The sequence below is a fragment of the Cupriavidus sp. NPDC089707 genome (genome assembly GCF_044748965.1).
Taxonomy (GTDB): domain Bacteria; phylum Pseudomonadota; class Gammaproteobacteria; order Burkholderiales; family Burkholderiaceae; genus Cupriavidus.
In genome coordinates this window covers 480,773-495,781 of the sequence record NZ_JBIVHB010000002.1, presented here as the reverse complement: position 1 = coordinate 495,781, position 15,009 = coordinate 480,773, and the positions used below count along the sequence as shown (strand labels likewise).

13 protein-coding genes are annotated in these 15,009 nt (G+C 68.1%); 4 read left to right on the top strand and 9 right to left on the bottom strand.

The window, feature by feature from the left end; all coding sequences use genetic code 11:
- Positions 1-12 precede the first annotated feature (12 nt).
- The 5 genes from ACIP1U_RS05595 to ACIP1U_RS05575 form a co-directional block, all read right to left on the bottom strand.
- Entirely contained in the window at positions 13-939 is a 927-nt protein-coding gene (locus ACIP1U_RS05595) for an ion transporter (RefSeq protein ID WP_400312580.1), read from the bottom strand.
- Between the two features lie 3 nt (positions 940-942).
- On the bottom strand, positions 943-2,466 hold the full coding sequence (locus ACIP1U_RS05590; protein ID WP_400312578.1) for an FAD-linked oxidase C-terminal domain-containing protein: 1,524 nt from the start codon (positions 2,464-2,466) through the stop codon (positions 943-945).
- Positions 2,467-2,668: 202 nt separating this feature from the next.
- Entirely contained in the window at positions 2,669-3,184 is a 516-nt protein-coding gene (locus ACIP1U_RS05585) for a GNAT family N-acetyltransferase (RefSeq protein WP_400312836.1), read from the bottom strand.
- 21 nt (positions 3,185-3,205) lie between these two features.
- Positions 3,206-4,096 (bottom strand): LysR substrate-binding domain-containing protein, encoded by an 891-nt coding sequence (locus ACIP1U_RS05580; RefSeq protein WP_342912603.1) that lies wholly within the window; start codon positions 4,094-4,096, stop codon positions 3,206-3,208.
- Between the two features lie 10 nt (positions 4,097-4,106).
- Complete coding sequence (locus tag ACIP1U_RS05575; RefSeq protein WP_400312576.1) at positions 4,107-5,537, bottom strand: FAD-binding oxidoreductase; 1,431 nt, start codon at positions 5,535-5,537, stop codon at positions 4,107-4,109.
- A gap of 298 nt (positions 5,538-5,835) precedes the next feature.
- On the opposite strand from ACIP1U_RS05575, the gene ACIP1U_RS05570 reads away from it, so the two are divergent.
- From ACIP1U_RS05570 to ACIP1U_RS05555, 4 genes are all read left to right on the top strand, one after another.
- Entirely contained in the window at positions 5,836-6,390 is a 555-nt protein-coding gene (locus ACIP1U_RS05570) for a cob(I)yrinic acid a,c-diamide adenosyltransferase (RefSeq protein ID WP_400312574.1), read from the top strand.
- Positions 6,391-6,600: 210 nt separating this feature from the next.
- On the top strand, positions 6,601-8,553 hold the full coding sequence (gene dnaK / locus ACIP1U_RS05565; RefSeq protein ID WP_400312572.1) for a molecular chaperone DnaK: 1,953 nt from the start codon (positions 6,601-6,603) through the stop codon (positions 8,551-8,553).
- Positions 8,554-8,724: 171 nt separating this feature from the next.
- A complete protein-coding gene (gene dnaJ / locus ACIP1U_RS05560) occupies positions 8,725-9,870 on the top strand; it encodes a molecular chaperone DnaJ (protein ID WP_400312570.1) in 1,146 nt (381 codons plus the stop codon).
- Positions 9,871-10,082: 212 nt separating this feature from the next.
- Complete coding sequence (locus ACIP1U_RS05555; RefSeq protein ID WP_400312569.1) at positions 10,083-12,005, top strand: chorismate-binding protein; 1,923 nt, start codon at positions 10,083-10,085, stop codon at positions 12,003-12,005.
- Positions 12,006-12,030: 25 nt separating this feature from the next.
- Here ACIP1U_RS05555 and ACIP1U_RS05550 read toward each other — a convergent pair whose 3' ends face one another.
- The 4 genes from ACIP1U_RS05550 to ACIP1U_RS05535 form a co-directional block, all read right to left on the bottom strand.
- A complete protein-coding gene (locus tag ACIP1U_RS05550) occupies positions 12,031-12,729 on the bottom strand; it encodes an ATP-binding cassette domain-containing protein (protein WP_400312567.1) in 699 nt (232 codons plus the stop codon).
- Positions 12,726-13,424 (bottom strand): ABC transporter permease, encoded by a 699-nt coding sequence (locus tag ACIP1U_RS05545; RefSeq protein ID WP_063240227.1) that lies wholly within the window; start codon positions 13,422-13,424, stop codon positions 12,726-12,728. The genes ACIP1U_RS05550 and ACIP1U_RS05545 overlap by 4 nt, the downstream gene beginning before the upstream one ends.
- Positions 13,425-13,428: 4 nt before the next feature.
- Positions 13,429-14,250 (bottom strand): 3-methyl-2-oxobutanoate hydroxymethyltransferase, encoded by an 822-nt coding sequence (panB, locus tag ACIP1U_RS05540; protein ID WP_400312565.1) that lies wholly within the window; start codon positions 14,248-14,250, stop codon positions 13,429-13,431.
- A 106-nt stretch (positions 14,251-14,356) separates the two neighbouring features.
- Positions 14,357-14,998 carry a deoxynucleoside kinase gene (locus ACIP1U_RS05535; RefSeq protein ID WP_400312563.1) on the bottom strand — a complete coding sequence of 214 codons (642 nt, stop codon included), beginning with the start codon at positions 14,996-14,998 and terminating at the stop codon, positions 14,357-14,359.
- Positions 14,999-15,009: the final 11 nt, after the last annotated feature.

Below are 15,009 nucleotides of genomic sequence, written 5' to 3'. Positions count from 1 at the left end.
TTCTGGCGCGGCTCAGGTTCCGGGCGTGCCGTCGCGGCCGCCGGGGACTTCAGGCCTGTCGTTCTGGTATGCCGGCAGCGCGCTGCCGCAGTGCTTGCAGTACATCGCATCGGGCTCGTGGCCCTCGGTCAGGCAGTGGGTGCAGGTGCGCGTGGTCAGCGGCTTCTTCAGGATGCTCGCGGCCAGCTCGGCGCCGACGATGCCGGTGGGGAAGGCGATGATGCCGTAGCCCAGCAGGATCGTCAGCGAGGTGATGAACTGGCCCAGCGGCGTCTTCGGCACCATGTCGCCGAAGCCCGTGGTGGTCAGCGTCACCACCGCCCAGTACATGGCCAGCGGAATGCTGTGGAAACCGTGCTCGGGGCCTTCGACCACATACATCACCGTGCCAAGGATCACGGTGATGATGAACACCGTGCCGAGGAACACGAAGATCTTGCGCCGGCTATTGCGCAGCGCGCTGTACAGGATCTCCGCTTCCTCGAAGTACACCGTCAGCTTCAGGATCCGGAACACGCGCAGCAGCCGCAGCAGGCGTACGTCGATCAGGAAGTGCAGCTCCGGCACGAAGAACGCCAGCCACGTCGGCATGATCGAGATGAAATCGATGATGCCGTAGAAGCTGAAGATATAGCGCCACGGCCTGCGCACCACCAGGATGCGCATCACGTACTCGGCGGTGAAGAACAGCGTGAAGCCCCATTCGAGCACCGTGAACAGCGGCCCCAGCCGGTTGTGCACCGCGGGCAGGCTGTCGAGCATCACCACCATCACGCTGGCGACGATGGCGATCAGCAGCGCGACGTCGAAGATGCGCCCGTCGCGAGTGTCGGCCTCGAAGATGATGGTGTACCAGCGCTGGCGCCAGCCGGTTTCGGGCTGGCCAAGGCGCTGGCGGATTACCGCCTCCTGGTGCTGGCGTCGGCGTGGATCGGGCATGGCTCAGAAGCGCGGCAGGTCCGGATGCGGCAGCAGCCCCTTCCTGACGTGCATCTTGCCGTATTCCGCGCAGCGCGCCAGCGTGGGGATGGCCTTGTCGGGGTTCAGCAGACGGGCCGGGTCGAAGGCCGCCTTGACGCCGAAGAACGCCTCGCGTTCGCTGGGCGAGAACTGCACGCACATCGAGTTGAGCTTCTCCACGCCCACGCCGTGCTCGCCAGTGACGGTGCCGCCCAGCTCTACGCACGATTCCAGGATGTCGGCGCCGAACAGCTCGGCACGGTGCCATTCGTCCTGGTCCGAGCCATCGAACAGGATCAGCGGGTGCATGTTGCCGTCGCCGGCATGGAACACGTTGATGCAGCGCAGGGCGTACTTGCGTTCCATCTCTTCGATGCGCCGCAGCAGCGTGCCGATATGCTTGCGCGGGATGGTGCCGTCCATGCAGTAATAGTCCGGCGAGATGCGGCCCGCAGCGGGGAAGGCGTTCTTGCGCCCGCTCCAGAAGCGCAGGCGCTCGGCTTCGTTCTGCGAGACCACGATGCGGGTGCAGCCGGACGCCTTCAGCACCGCGCTCATGCGTTCGATCTCTTCTGCCACTTCTTCGGGCGTGCCATCGGATTCGCATAGCAGGATGGCGGCGGCATCGAGGTCATAGCCGGCGTGCACGAACTCTTCCACCGCGGCGGTGGCGGGCTTGTCCATCATCTCCAGCCCCGCCGGGATGATGCCGGCGGCAATCACGTCGGCGACCGCATTGCCGCCTTTCTCGACGTCGTCGAAGCACGCCATGATGACTTGCGCCAGCTGCGGCTTGGGGATCAGGCGCACGGTCACCTCGGTGACCACGGCCAGCATGCCTTCGGAGCCGATCAGCACGGCCAGCAGGTCCAGGCCGGGCGAGTCGGGTGCATCCGAGCCGAACACGACCACCTCGCCTTCCATCGTCACGGCGCGCACGCGCAGCACGTTGTGCACGGTCAGGCCGTATTTCAGGCAATGCACGCCGCCGGAGTTCTCGCTGACATTGCCGCCGATGGTGCAGGCGATCTGCGACGAGGGATCGGGCGCGTAATAGAGGTTGTGGGGGGCGGCGGCATCGGAGATGGCCAGGTTGCGGACGCCCGGCTGGACCACCGCGGTGCGCGAATACGGGTCGACCGACAGGATGCGCTTGAACTTGGCCAGCGATAGCACCAGGCCCTCGGCGATCGGCATGGCGCCGCCCGACAGGCTGGTGCCGGCGCCGCGCGGCACTACCGGCACGCCCAGCTTGTGGCACAGGCGCAGGATCGCGCAGACCTGTTCCTCGGTGTCGGGCAGGGCCACGGCCATCGGTACCTGGCGGTACGCGGCCAGGCCGTCGCACTCGTAGGGCACGGTGTCCTCTGGCTTCGACAGCAGCGCGGCATCGGGCAGGATCTGCGCCAGGCCGGCAAGCAGCGCGCTGCGGCGGCCTTCGGCGGTGGCCTGCGCGCCTGCGGTGCCTTCGGTGGCGAGGGTGCGGGCTTCGTGCGGGGCATTCATGGCGACTCCTGGACTCTGGGCGGGCGGGCGGCCCGCCGTGGGGACGGCTGACTATAGCGCAGGCCTCTTGCCGCAGGCATCACCAGGCACGTGAATTCCGCATGGCAAGCCGATCAAAAATGCTCATCATCGCCAGGCAGGCACCGGCCCCGGTTCCAGCGTAGCACCGGCCGGCGAGCGCGGGAAAGGCGGCGCCTGCGCCTCAGCGTGCCGAGGCCGGCAGCCGCAGCACCATGTCGAGCTTGTCGTAGAAGTGCGGCGCGACATACAGCGCGTCGGGCTCCAGCCCGAAGCGCTCGAAGCCGAGCGATTCGTACAGCCGCACTGCCCCCGCGCTGCCGGCATTGACGCACAGGATCACCTGGCGCACGCCTTCCATGGCGGCGGCCTGCTCCAGCGCGCGCTCCATCAGCGCGCGGCCAAGCTTCTTGTCGCGCCAGCCCGGCGCCACATACATGCCGGAGATCGATGCCTTGTGCCAGTGCTTGCGGCGCGGCTCGCGCATGATGCCGACCACGCCGGCCAGCGCGCTGCCGTCGAAGGCCCCAAACACGGCCTTGTCGGCGCTCGGCGCGAGCCGCTGCGCCATCGCCGCGGGCGGCAGGTCCTGTTCTTCCTCCAGGCTGGCGGCAAAGGCTTCCGGCGCCTCGGCCAGGCCCTGCAGGCGCAGCGCGTGGAAGGCTTCGGCATCGGCGGGGGTCAGCTGCCGGATCTCCAGGTTCTGCATACGGGCGGTCTCCTACCAGTCCAGGCTCAGTAGCCAGTCGACGAAATAGCGCGCCTCGGGCTTCAGCGGCGCTTGTTCGCGCTCGACGATGTAATAGCCGTGGGGCGATACCGACTCGATATCGAGCAGCCGCACCATCTGCCCCAGCGACAGCCAGTGCCGCGCCATGCGCTGCCGCACCAGCGCCACGCCCTGGTTGGACGCGATCGCTTCCAGCATCAGGCCGATGTCGTTGAACTGCGGCCCGGTCTGCGGCTCGGGCCAGTCCAGCCCGGCGGTCTCGAACCACGGCTTCCACGGCTCCAGCGGGCTGCGCAGCAGCACCAGTCCGTGCAGGTGCTCGGGTTTGGTGATGGCGCGGCCGTTGACGCGTTCGTAGTACTCGCGCCCGCATGCCGGGAACACCGGCTCGACCAGCAGCCTGGTGGTCTTCAGGTCGGGATAGCGGCCGGTGCCGTAGCGGATCTCGACATCGGTATCCTCGGCCTTGACGTCGAGGAACGGGATCGCCAGGTGCAGTTCCAGGTCGATATGCGGGTACAGCGCACCGAACTCGGGCAGCCGCGGCACCAGGTGCTGGCGCCCGAAGGTCGGCGGGATTGCCACGCGCAGCCGCGTGCGCAGCTTGTTGTACTCGGGCCGCGCCAGCTCGTTCAGCGACTTGAGCGCATCCTGCACGTTGCGCAGGTAGCGCGTGCCGGCCGCAGTCAGCCGCAGCGCGGCGTTGGCGCGCACGAACAGGTCTTCGCCCCACAGCTCCTCGAGATTCTTGATGCGGTGCGACACGGCGCTGGGCGTGACCGACAGCTCCTCGGCCGCGCGCGCAAAGCTGCCCAGGCGCGCCGCCGCCTCGAAGGCGATCAGCAGGTGCAGCGGCGGGACGCGGTTGAACATGGATGCCATGCCGGACGCTTCAGTGCGCGCCGCCGCGCGTGGCGCTGAAGATCTTGCCCGGATTGAGGATATGGTTGGGATCGAGCGCGTCCTTGATCACGCGCATCAGGTCGAGCGCATCCTCGCCATGTTCCTTGACCAGGAAGCGCTGCTTGTGCAGCCCCACGCCGTGCTCGCCGGTGCAGGTGCCGCCCATCGCCAGCGCGCGTTCGACGATGCGCTGGTTGATGGCCTCGGCCTCGGCCATTTCCTCGGACTTGTCCGGGTCGACCAGGATCGCAACGTGGAAATTGCCGTCGCCGACGTGGCCGACGATCGGGCAGGGCAGGGCGGAAGCGTTCAGGTCCTTTTCGGTTTCGGTCACGCACTCGGCCAGGCGCGAGATCGGCACGCACACGTCGGTGGTGACCGACTTGCAGCCGGGCTTGAGCTGCAGCATCGCAAAGTAGGCGGTATGGCGCGCGTTCCACAGCCGGCTGCGGTCCTCGGGGCGCGTGGCCCACTCGAAGCCCTGGCCGCCGTGCTCGGCGGTGATCTGCTGCACGGTCTCGGCCTGCTCGCGCACGCCGGCCTCGGTGCCGTGGAATTCGAAGAACAGATGCGGGGTTTCCGGCAGCGTCAGGTTGTCGTGGCGGTTGATGGCGCGGATCGCCAGCGCATCGACGAATTCCACGCGCGCCACCGGCACGCCCAGCTGGATCGTCTGGATCACGGCCTGCACCGCGCTGCCCATGCTGGGGAAGGCGCACACCGCGGCCGAGATCGCCTCCGGCTGCGGGTAGAGCCGCACCGTGACCTCCGTGATGATGCCGAGCGTGCCTTCGCTGCCGATGAAGAGGCGGGTCAGGTCATAGCCGGCCGACGACTTGCGCGCGTGCGTGCCGGTGCGGATCACGCGGCCATCGGCGGTCACCACGGTCAGCGCCAGCACGTTCTCGCGCATGGTGCCGTAGCGCACCGCGTTGGTCCCGGAGGCGCGCGTCGCGCACATGCCGCCCAGCGAGGCGTCCGCGCCCGGGTCGATCGGGAAGAACAGGCCGGTGTCCTTGATTTCCTGGTTCAGCTGTTTGCGGGTGACGCCGGGCTGCACGGTCACGGTCAGGTCTTCGGGCTGCACCGCCAGCACGCGGTTCATCTGCGACAGGTCGAGGCTGACGCCGCCGGCCACGGCCAGCAGGTGCCCTTCCAGCGAAGAGCCGGCGCCATACGGAATCAGCGGCACGCCGTGGTGGTTGCACAGGCGGGCCACCTCGGCGACTTCGTCGGTGCTGTGGGCGAACACGACCGCATCGGGCGCCGCCGGCGGGAACGGCGATTCATCGCGGCCATGGTGCTCGCGCACGCCGGCCGAGGTGGTGAAGCGCTCGCCGAAGCGCGCCGCGAGGGCTTCGCTGAAGGCGGGCGGCAGGGGGCGGCGGTCGAGCGCTGCGGGCGGCGTGGGGTGGTTCATGCGGGTCTCCGGCGGGTCGGCGCGGCGAGGTTGCCGGCGCTCTTGCCGGCGGTGGCCTTCCGGTTTTGTAGTCCGGAAAGGCAGGCGGGGGCGCGACCCGGTTGTCGAATGGACGAATAACGGCATTCTACGCCGCGCGGCGGCTCATGCACCCTTGGCCGGCGCCGGCTGGCCGATAGCCGCACAAGCGGGACCCGCACCGAAGGAGGGTGTCGGCGGACTCGCGCGCGCATGGCGTATCCCTGTGCTCCGGCGCGATAATGCGCCATTTCCCCCCACACGCATTAAGGAGACCGGCATGGGCCACCGCCTGTCCAAGATTGCCACCCGCACCGGCGACGCCGGCACCACCGGCCTGGGCGACGGCACCCGCACCGGCAAGGACAGCCTGCGCATTGCCGCCATCGGTGACGTCGACGAACTGAACTGCCATGTCGGCGTGCTGCTGACCGAGACGCTTCCCGACGACGTGCGCGCCGCGCTGCTGCATATCCAGCACGACCTGTTCGACCTGGGCGGCGAGCTTTCCATCCCCGGCTACACCCTGCTCAAGCCCGAGCAGGTGGCGCAACTCGACACCTGGCTGGCCGACTACAACGCCAACCTGCCGCGGCTGGCCGAATTCATCCTGCCCGGCGGCAGCCGCGCCGCGGCCCAGGCCCACGTGTGCCGCACCGTATGCCGGCGCGCCGAGCGCGCGCTGGTGGCGCTGGGCGCGGCCGAGCCGCTGAACGACGCGCCGCGCCAGTACCTGAACCGGCTGTCGGACCTGATGTTCGTGCTGGCGCGGGTGCTGAACCGGGCTGGCGGCGGCTCCGACGTGCTGTGGCAGCGCGACCGGCAGGGAAGCTGAGCCGCGGCAAGTTAATCAGGCTGCATTTTTTGTCGCCGGCCGAGGGCTTTGGCTCAAGCCCCGGCCGCAAATGCCGTTGAGGAAACGCAAAATCCGAGAAATTTACTCGGATTTGCCGCTTCTGCCCTTGAAAAGACCCCGGACGGCCACATTTCGGCCTCAGGTTGAATTGCAGCCCCGCGGATAGCGCTGGCTCAAGAGGAGAGAATAATGGGTAAGATCATCGGTATCGACCTCGGTACCACCAATAGCTGCGTCGCGATCATGGAGGGCAACACCCCCAAGGTCATCGAAAACTCGGAAGGCGCACGCACCACCCCGTCGATCATCGCTTACATGGAAGACGGCGAAATCCTGGTCGGCGCGCCGGCCAAGCGCCAGGCCGTCACCAACCCGCGTAACACGCTGTACGCGGTCAAGCGCCTGATCGGCCGCAAGTTCGAAGAGAAGGAAGTCCAGAAGGACATCGGCCTGATGCCGTACGCCATCGTCAAGGCCGACAACCACGACGCATGGGTGTCGGTGCGCGACCAGAAGCTGGCGCCGCCGCAAGTGTCCGCCGAAGTGCTGCGCAAGATGAAGAAAACGGCCGAGGACTACCTCGGCGAGCCGGTGACCGAAGCCGTGATCACCGTGCCGGCGTATTTCAACGACTCGCAGCGCCAGGCGACCAAGGATGCCGGCCGTATCGCCGGCCTGGACGTCAAGCGCATCATCAACGAGCCGACCGCGGCCGCGCTGGCCTTTGGCCTGGACAAGAACGAGAAGGGCGACCGCAAGATCGCCGTGTATGACCTCGGCGGCGGCACCTTCGACATCTCGATCATCGAGATCGCGGACGTTGACGGCGAGAAGCAGTTCGAAGTGCTGTCCACCAACGGCGATACGTTCCTGGGTGGCGAAGACTTCGACCAGCGCATCATCGACTACATCATCGGCGAGTTCAAGAAGGAACAGGGCGTGGACCTGTCCAAGGACGTGCTCGCGTTGCAGCGCCTGAAGGAGGCCGCTGAAAAGGCCAAGATCGAACTGTCGAGCTCGCAGCAGACCGAGATCAACCTGCCGTACATCACGGCCGATGCCTCGGGTCCGAAGCACTTGAACCTGAAGATCACCCGCGCCAAGCTGGAATCGCTGGTCGAAGAGCTGATCACCCGCACCATCGAGCCGTGCCGCACCGCGATCAAGGACGCCGGCGTCAAGGTCAGCGACATCGACGACGTGATCCTGGTCGGCGGCATGACCCGCATGCCCAAGGTGCAGGAACAGGTCAGGGAGTTCTTCGGCAAGGAAGCGCGCAAGGACGTGAACCCGGATGAAGCCGTGGCCGTCGGTGCCGCGATCCAGGGTTCGGTGCTGTCGGGCGACCGCAAGGACGTGCTGCTGCTGGACGTGACGCCGCTGTCGCTGGGGATCGAGACCCTGGGCGGCGTGATGACCAAGATGATCACCAAGAACACCACTATCCCGACCAAGCATGCGCAGGTGTTCTCGACTGCCGACGACAACCAGCCGGCCGTGACCATCAAGGTGTTCCAGGGCGAGCGTGAAATGGCCTCTGGCAACAAGCTGCTGGGCGAGTTCAACCTGGAAGGCATTCCGCCCGCAGCGCGCGGCACGCCGCAGATCGAAGTCTCGTTCGACATCGACGCCAACGGCATCCTGCACGTGGGCGCCAAGGACAAGGCGACCGGCAAGGAAAACCGGATCACCATCAAGGCGAACTCGGGCCTGTCGGAAGACGAGATCCAGCGCATGGTCAAGGACGCCGAGGCCAACGCCGAGGAAGACAAGAAGGCCCGCGAGCTGGCTGATGCCCGCAACCAGGCCGACGCGCTGATCCACTCGACCAAGAAGGCAGTCACCGAATACGGCGACAAGCTGGAAGCCGGCGAGAAGGAAAAGATCGAAGCCGCGATCAAGGAACTGGAAGACGCCGCCCGCGGCGGCGACAAGACCGAGATCGATGCCAAGGTCAACGCCCTGTCCGAAGTCAGCCAGAAGCTGGGCGAGAAGGTCTACGCCGACATGCAGGCCAAGGCCGGCGAGCAGGGCGCGGCGGGTGCGGCAGGTGCGGCGGGTGCCGGCGCGCAGCAGCACGCCCAGCCGCAGGACGACAACGTTGTGGACGCCGAATTCAAGGAAGTCAACGACAAGAAGTAATCGGGACACGCGGGCGGCGGTGCGGGCACTGGCCGGCACCGCTCCCGCCCCGACGCCGGGCGTGGCCATCGGACCCAGCGGGAAACCGCCGTCGGATGCCTCGCTCGGCTTTTTTGCTATTCGCCGGTACGGAGCCGCATGCGCCTGCCGGCCAAAGGGTAATGAGCCACCATGGCAAAACGTGACTACTACGAAGTGCTCGGGGTAGGCAAGAACGCGAGCGACGACGAAATCAAGAAGGCTTATCGCAAGCTCGCGATGAAGTACCACCCGGACCGCAACCCGGAGGGCAAGGACGGCAAGGTCGCCGAGGAAAAATTCAAGGAGGTCAAAGAGGCCTACGAGATGCTTTCCGACCCGGACAAGAAGGCGGCCTATGACCAATACGGCCACGCCGGCGTCGACCCCAACATGGCCGGCGGCTTCGGTGGCGCGCAGGGCTACGGCGGTTTCGCCGAGGCCTTCGGCGACATCTTTGGCGATATCTTCGGCCAGCAGCAGGGCGGTCGCCGCGGCGGCGGTGGCCCGCAGGCCTATCGCGGCGCCGACCTGCGCTACAGCATGGAGATCAGCCTGGAGCAGGCCGCCCACGGCCACGAGGCGCAGATCCGCGTGCCGCACTGGGACGACTGCGACCACTGCCACGGCAAGGGCGCGGAGCCGGGCTCCAGCGTCGAGACCTGCCCGACTTGCCACGGCGCCGGCCAGGTGCGCGTGTCGCAGGGCTTCTTCACCATGCAGCAGACCTGCCCGAAGTGCCACGGCAGCGGCAAGTTCATTCCCAAGCCCTGCACCAAGTGCCACGGCCAGGGCAAGCTGAAGTCGCAAAAGACGCTGGAAGTGAAGATCCCGGCGGGCATCGACGAAGGCATGCGCATCCGCTCGTCGGGCAACGGCGAGCCGGGCATCAACGGCGGGCCGCCGGGCGACCTGTACGTGGAAGTCCACATCAAGCAGCATGCCGTGTTCGAGCGCGACGGCGACGACCTGCACTGCCAGATGCCGATCTCCTTCGCCACCGCGGCGCTGGGCGGCGACCTGGAAGTGCCGACGCTGAACGGCAAGGCCACCTTCCCGGTGCCTGAGGCGACGCAATCGGGCAAGACCTTCCGCCTGCGCGGCAAGGGCATCAAGGGCGTGCGTTCGGGCTATCCGGGCGATCTCTACGTGCATGTGAACGTGGAGACGCCGGTCAAGCTGACCGATTCCCAGAGGGAGCTTCTGCGTCAGTTCGACCGCTCGGTACACGAGGGCGGTTCGCGGCACAGCCCGCAGGAACAGTCCTGGCTGGACAAGGTGAAGAGCTTCTTCAGCTGATCCGGCTTGGGCGGTATGAGACCGGCCACGTGTGAGCGTGGCCGGTTTTGTTTTTGCGGAGCCGCCGGTTTTCTCCCCTCTCCCGCCTGCGGGAGAGGGGCCGGGGGAGAGGGCAGGCGCCTCCATCGCCCACCACCCCGCCGCGCGCGATAATGCATCCTAGTGCTTCATGTCGGCCGTGCCGGCAATCCAGTTTTCCCTGACGATTTCCCGTGGTAGCCAGCATCCTGCCCCCGCCCTCTCCCCCAGCCCCTCTCCCGCAAGCGGGAGAGGGGAGCAACCAGTCTGGGAAGGGGAACGTCTTCGTCCTTCTCGATGACGCCACCGCCCCCGCGTCGCAAGCCGCATCGCGCCTCTACACCGGCTTCCTCCGGGAAGACCTACTGCCCGCCGGCAGCGATATCACCCGGCTCGATGCCATGCTTGCCGAAGGCTGGCGCCGGGGCTGGCACGCCACGCTGTTTGCACCCTACGAATTCGGCGGCCCGCTGGTCGGCGTCCCCGTCCACACCGGCGATGCGCTGCCATGCCACGACGGCGCGCTGCGCCTGTTCTGGTTCCGCGACCTGCACCGCCTCGACGGCGCGGCCGTGGCTGACTGGCTTCAGGCCAACGCCGCACCAGCGCCGGCCGGCCTGATGGACGTCGCCTCCGACACCCCGCGCGAAGCCTTCGACGACGCCATCGCCCGCATCCACCAGTGGATCGAGGCCGGCGACACCTACCAGGTCAACTACACCCAGCGCCTGCGCTTCCACGCCTTCGGCGACCCGGTAGCGCTGTACGCCGCGCTGCGCGCCGCGCAACCGGTGCCCTACGGTGCGCTGGCACGGCTGCCGGGCGACGGGTGGGTGCTGTCGCTGTCGCCTGAGCTGTTCGTGCGCCACGACGGGGGCGGCCACTTGCTGACGCGCCCGATGAAGGGCACCGCGCCGCGCTCGGGCGATGCGCGGCGCGATGCGCAGGCCGCGGCCGCGCTGGCCGCCGATGCCAAGAACCGCGCCGAGAACGTGATGATCGTTGACCTGCTGCGCAACGACCTGGGCCGCATCGCGCAGCCGGGCAGCGTGGCGGTGCCCGAGCGCTTTGCCGTGCAGCCGTTCGGCGCGGTGCTGCAGATGACCTCCACGGTCACTGCCACGGCGCGTCCCGGCACTGGCTTCGGCGCGCTGATGGCGGCGCTGTTCCCGTGCGGCTCGATCACCGGGGCGCCCAAGCGCCGCACCATGGAGATCATCGCGGAACTGGAAGGTGCGCCGCGCGGCCTGTATACCGGCGCAATCGGCTGGATCGATGCCCCGCAAGCCGGTGCCGCCATGGGCCCGTTTGCGCTGTCCGTGGCAATCCGCACACTGGTGCTGGCGCTGCCAGCGGCCAGCGGGCTGCGTCCCGGCGAAATGGGCGTTGGCGGCGGCATTGTCCACGACAGCGTGGCCGCCGAGGAATTCGCGGAATGCGGCTGGAAGGCGCGCTTCCTGACGCGGCTCGATCCCGGCTTTACGCTGTTCGAGACCATGCGCGTGCAGGACGGCGAATGCCTGCACGCGGATCGCCACCTGGCGCGCCTCGGGGCCTCGGCGCGCGCGTTCGGCTTTGCCTTCGATGCCGATGCTGCACGGGCGGCGGTGGCTGCGCAGGCCGGGCAGCTTGGCGCCGGCACCTGGCGCCTGCGCCTGGCGGTGGGCAAGGCCGGCACGCTTGCCTTCGCCAGCGGGGCAGTGGTGCCGCTGCCGGGGCCGGTCACGGTCGACCTGGCGCCGGAGCCGCTGCCCGATGCCGATCCGCTGCGCCGCCACAAGACCAGCGCGCGCGCGGTCTACGACGCCGGCTGGCAGGCAGCCGAGCGCGCCGGCGGCTTCGACCGCCTCTTCTTCAATACCCGCGACGAGCTGCTGGAAGGCGGTCGCAGCTCGGTCTTCGTCCACATCGATGGCCGCTGGCTGACGCCGCCGCTGTCGGCCGATATCCTGCCCGGAGTGATGCGCGCGGTCATACTGGAGCAAGGCGGCGCGGCGCTGGGCGCGCCCGGTGAAGCGGTAGAGGAGGGCGTCATCACGCGTGCCATGCTGGCGCGCGCTGACGCCGTCGTCGTAGTCAATGCACTGCGCGGCGCGATGCCGGCAACGCTCACCTGAGCATCACCTGAGCGTCACCTGAGCGCTACGGGTGATGCGTGTCCAGCACGCCATCGCCCAGCTTCCAGCGCACCACGCCCGGCAGGTTGATCAGCTCGCGGTCGTGGCACACCATGATGACGGTGCGGCCTTCGGTGGCCAGGTCCCGGACCAGCGCGATCACTTGCTCGCGTGCATGGCCGTCGAGACTGGAGGTGGGCTCGTCCAACAGCAGTAGTTCAGGCTCCAGCACCTTGGCGCGCGCCAGCGCCACGCGCTGGATCTCGCCGCCCGACAGGTGCTCGGGCGCGGTGTCCTGCAGGTGCGACACGCCGGCCCAGCCCAGCACCTCGCCCACGCGCCGCGCGATCTCATCATGCGGCAGGCGGCGCGCATGCAGGCCGTAGGCGATGTTCGCGCGCACCGAGGTGCGGAACAGGTAGGGATGCTGGTGCAGGTAAGCGATGCGCTGGCGCACCGCTGGCGGCAGCGGGTCCAGCGGCGCGGTCTGGCGCTCGCCGTTGGTATCGGTCCATTGCACGGTGCCGCCCGGCGCGCGTTCCAGTCCCGCCAGCATGCGCAGCAGCGTGGTCTTGCCGGCGCCGTTCATGCCGGTCAGCACGATCGCGGTGGCGCGCGGGATCACCAGCGCGTCGATGGCAAACAGGCGGCGCAGGCCGATGGAGCGTGCCAGCCCGCGCACGGTCAGCAAGGGGGATGCCGGTGGTTGGGATGCGGTTGTCATCGCCGGAACCCTCCGGCACCCTGCAGCCACGCCATGCCGATATTGACCAGCAGCGCCAGCGCCACCAGCACGATGCCCAGCGCGATGCCCTGCGCGAATTCACCCTTGCTGGTCTCCAGCGCGATCGCCGTGGTGATGGTGCGGGTCGAGCCTTCGATATTGCCGCCGATCATCAGCGCCGAGCCGACCTCGGCGATCACGCGCCCGAAGCCCGCCACCACCGCCGCCATGAGCCCGAAGCGCAGCTCGCGCAGCACCGTAAAGAAGGTGCGCCAGCGCCCGGCGCCAAGGACCCACGCGGTCTCGCGCAAGCGCACGTCGGCACCCTGCAGTGTCGACAACGCAAACGCCAGCACCACCGGGAAACCGATCACCGCCTGCCCCAGCACCATGCCCGACGGCGTGAACAGCAGATGCAGGCTGCCCAGCGGCCCCTGGCGCGTCAGCAAGAGATAAAGGATGAGCCCGACCAGCACGGTCGGGAAGGAGAGAAAAGCCTGCGCCACCACCACCACCGCGCGCCGCCCGGGGAACTGCCGCGTGGCGATCAGCCAGGCGGCGGCGATGGCCGGGACGGTGGCGATCGCCAGCCCCAGTACCGCGATGGCCAGCGAGGTCCAGACAATGAACCACAGCCCTGCGTCGCCGCTGCCGAGCAGGCGGAATGCGGCGGCGGTGGCGGCAGCGATCTCCACCGGGTCAGGCGGAGAAGGTGTGCTCGGGAGCGGGGAAGCTGCCGTCCTTGACCGCGGCCACGTAGGCGCGCACGGCGCCTTCGATCGAGGTCTGGCCTTCCATGAAGTTGCGCACGAACTTGGCCTTGCGGCCGGGGTAGACGTTGATCATGTCCTGCAGCACCAGCACCTGGCCGGTGCAGTCGACGCCGGCGCCGATGCCGATGGTCGGCACCTTCAGCAGCTGCGTGATCTCGCCGGCGAGCCTGGCCGGCACCGCTTCCATCAGCACCACCTGCGCGCCCGCTTCCTGCAGCGCCAGCGCATCGCGCTTGAGCTGCGCGGCACCCGCGTCGGTCTTGCCCTGCACCTTGAAGCCGCCCAGCGCATGCACCGACTGCGGCGTCAGGCCGATATGCGCGCACACCGGGATGCTGCGCTCGACCAGGAACTTGACGATGGGTGCGAGCCAGTCGCCGCCTTCGAGCTTCACCATCTGCGCGCCGGCCTTCATCAGCGCGACGGCACTGGCGAACGCGGTTTCCGGAGTCGGGTAGGTGCCGAACGGCAGGTCGGTCACCAGCATGGCGGTCTGGTTGCCGCGGGCCACGCATTCGGTGTGGTAGGCCATCTGTTCCAGCGTCACCGGCAGGGTGGTCTGCTGGCCCTGGATCACGTTACCCAGCGAATCGCCGACCAGGATCATCTCGACGCCGCAATAGTCGAGCAGCGCCGCGAAGCTGGAGTCGTAGGCGGTCAGCATGGCGATTTTCTCGCCGGCGTCGCGCATCGCCTGCAATTTGGGGATCGTGATGGTCTTGCGGGAGGGATCGAGGAGGTAACTCATGGCAGTGCCCGAATGTGACGGCGGGTTGTGCCGCTAAACCACCCGCGATTCCACGCAGGGCAACGGCTGCCGTCGTTATTGTGTTGTGGCTGGCAGGCGGGGCCTGTCAGGGCGCAGCGAGATTGAGAAAGGCCTTGCGGCCGCGCATGTTTTCAATGCGCGACAGTAGTGTACGGAAATCGTCATCGTTGTCCACCGGATTGAAGTGGGCGGTATCGACGACCAGCACCGGGGCCTCGTCGTAGCGGTGGAACAGTTCGCCGTAGGCGTCGGCCAGCCGCTGCAGGTAGTGTTCGTCGATGCCGGCCTCGCCCGGCTCGCCGCGGCGCACGATGCGCTCGCGCAGCAGCGACGGCGTGGCCTGCAGCACGATGACCAGGTCGACCCGCTGCGGCGGCAGGCCAAAGCGCGCGGCAATGGCGTCGTACAGCGCCAGTTCGTCAGGCGCCAGCGTCAGCGCCGCGTGCAGGCGGTCCTTGGCCATCAGGAAGTTGGTCACCATGCGCTGGCCGGCCAGCAGCGCGGCCTGCCATTGCTGCAGCTGCACGGCGCGCTGGGTCAGGCACCACAGCTGCAGCGCGAGCGCGTGGCGCGCGGGATCGCGGTAGAACGGTTCCAGGAAGGGACTGCGGCGCGCGCAGTCAGGCAGCTCGTGCGCCTGCAGCGTGCGCGCCAGGCGCTGGGCCAGCGAGGTCTTGCCCGATCCGACGGGGCCTTCGACGACGATGCGGCGCAGGTGATCGAGCATGGCGATTCGCG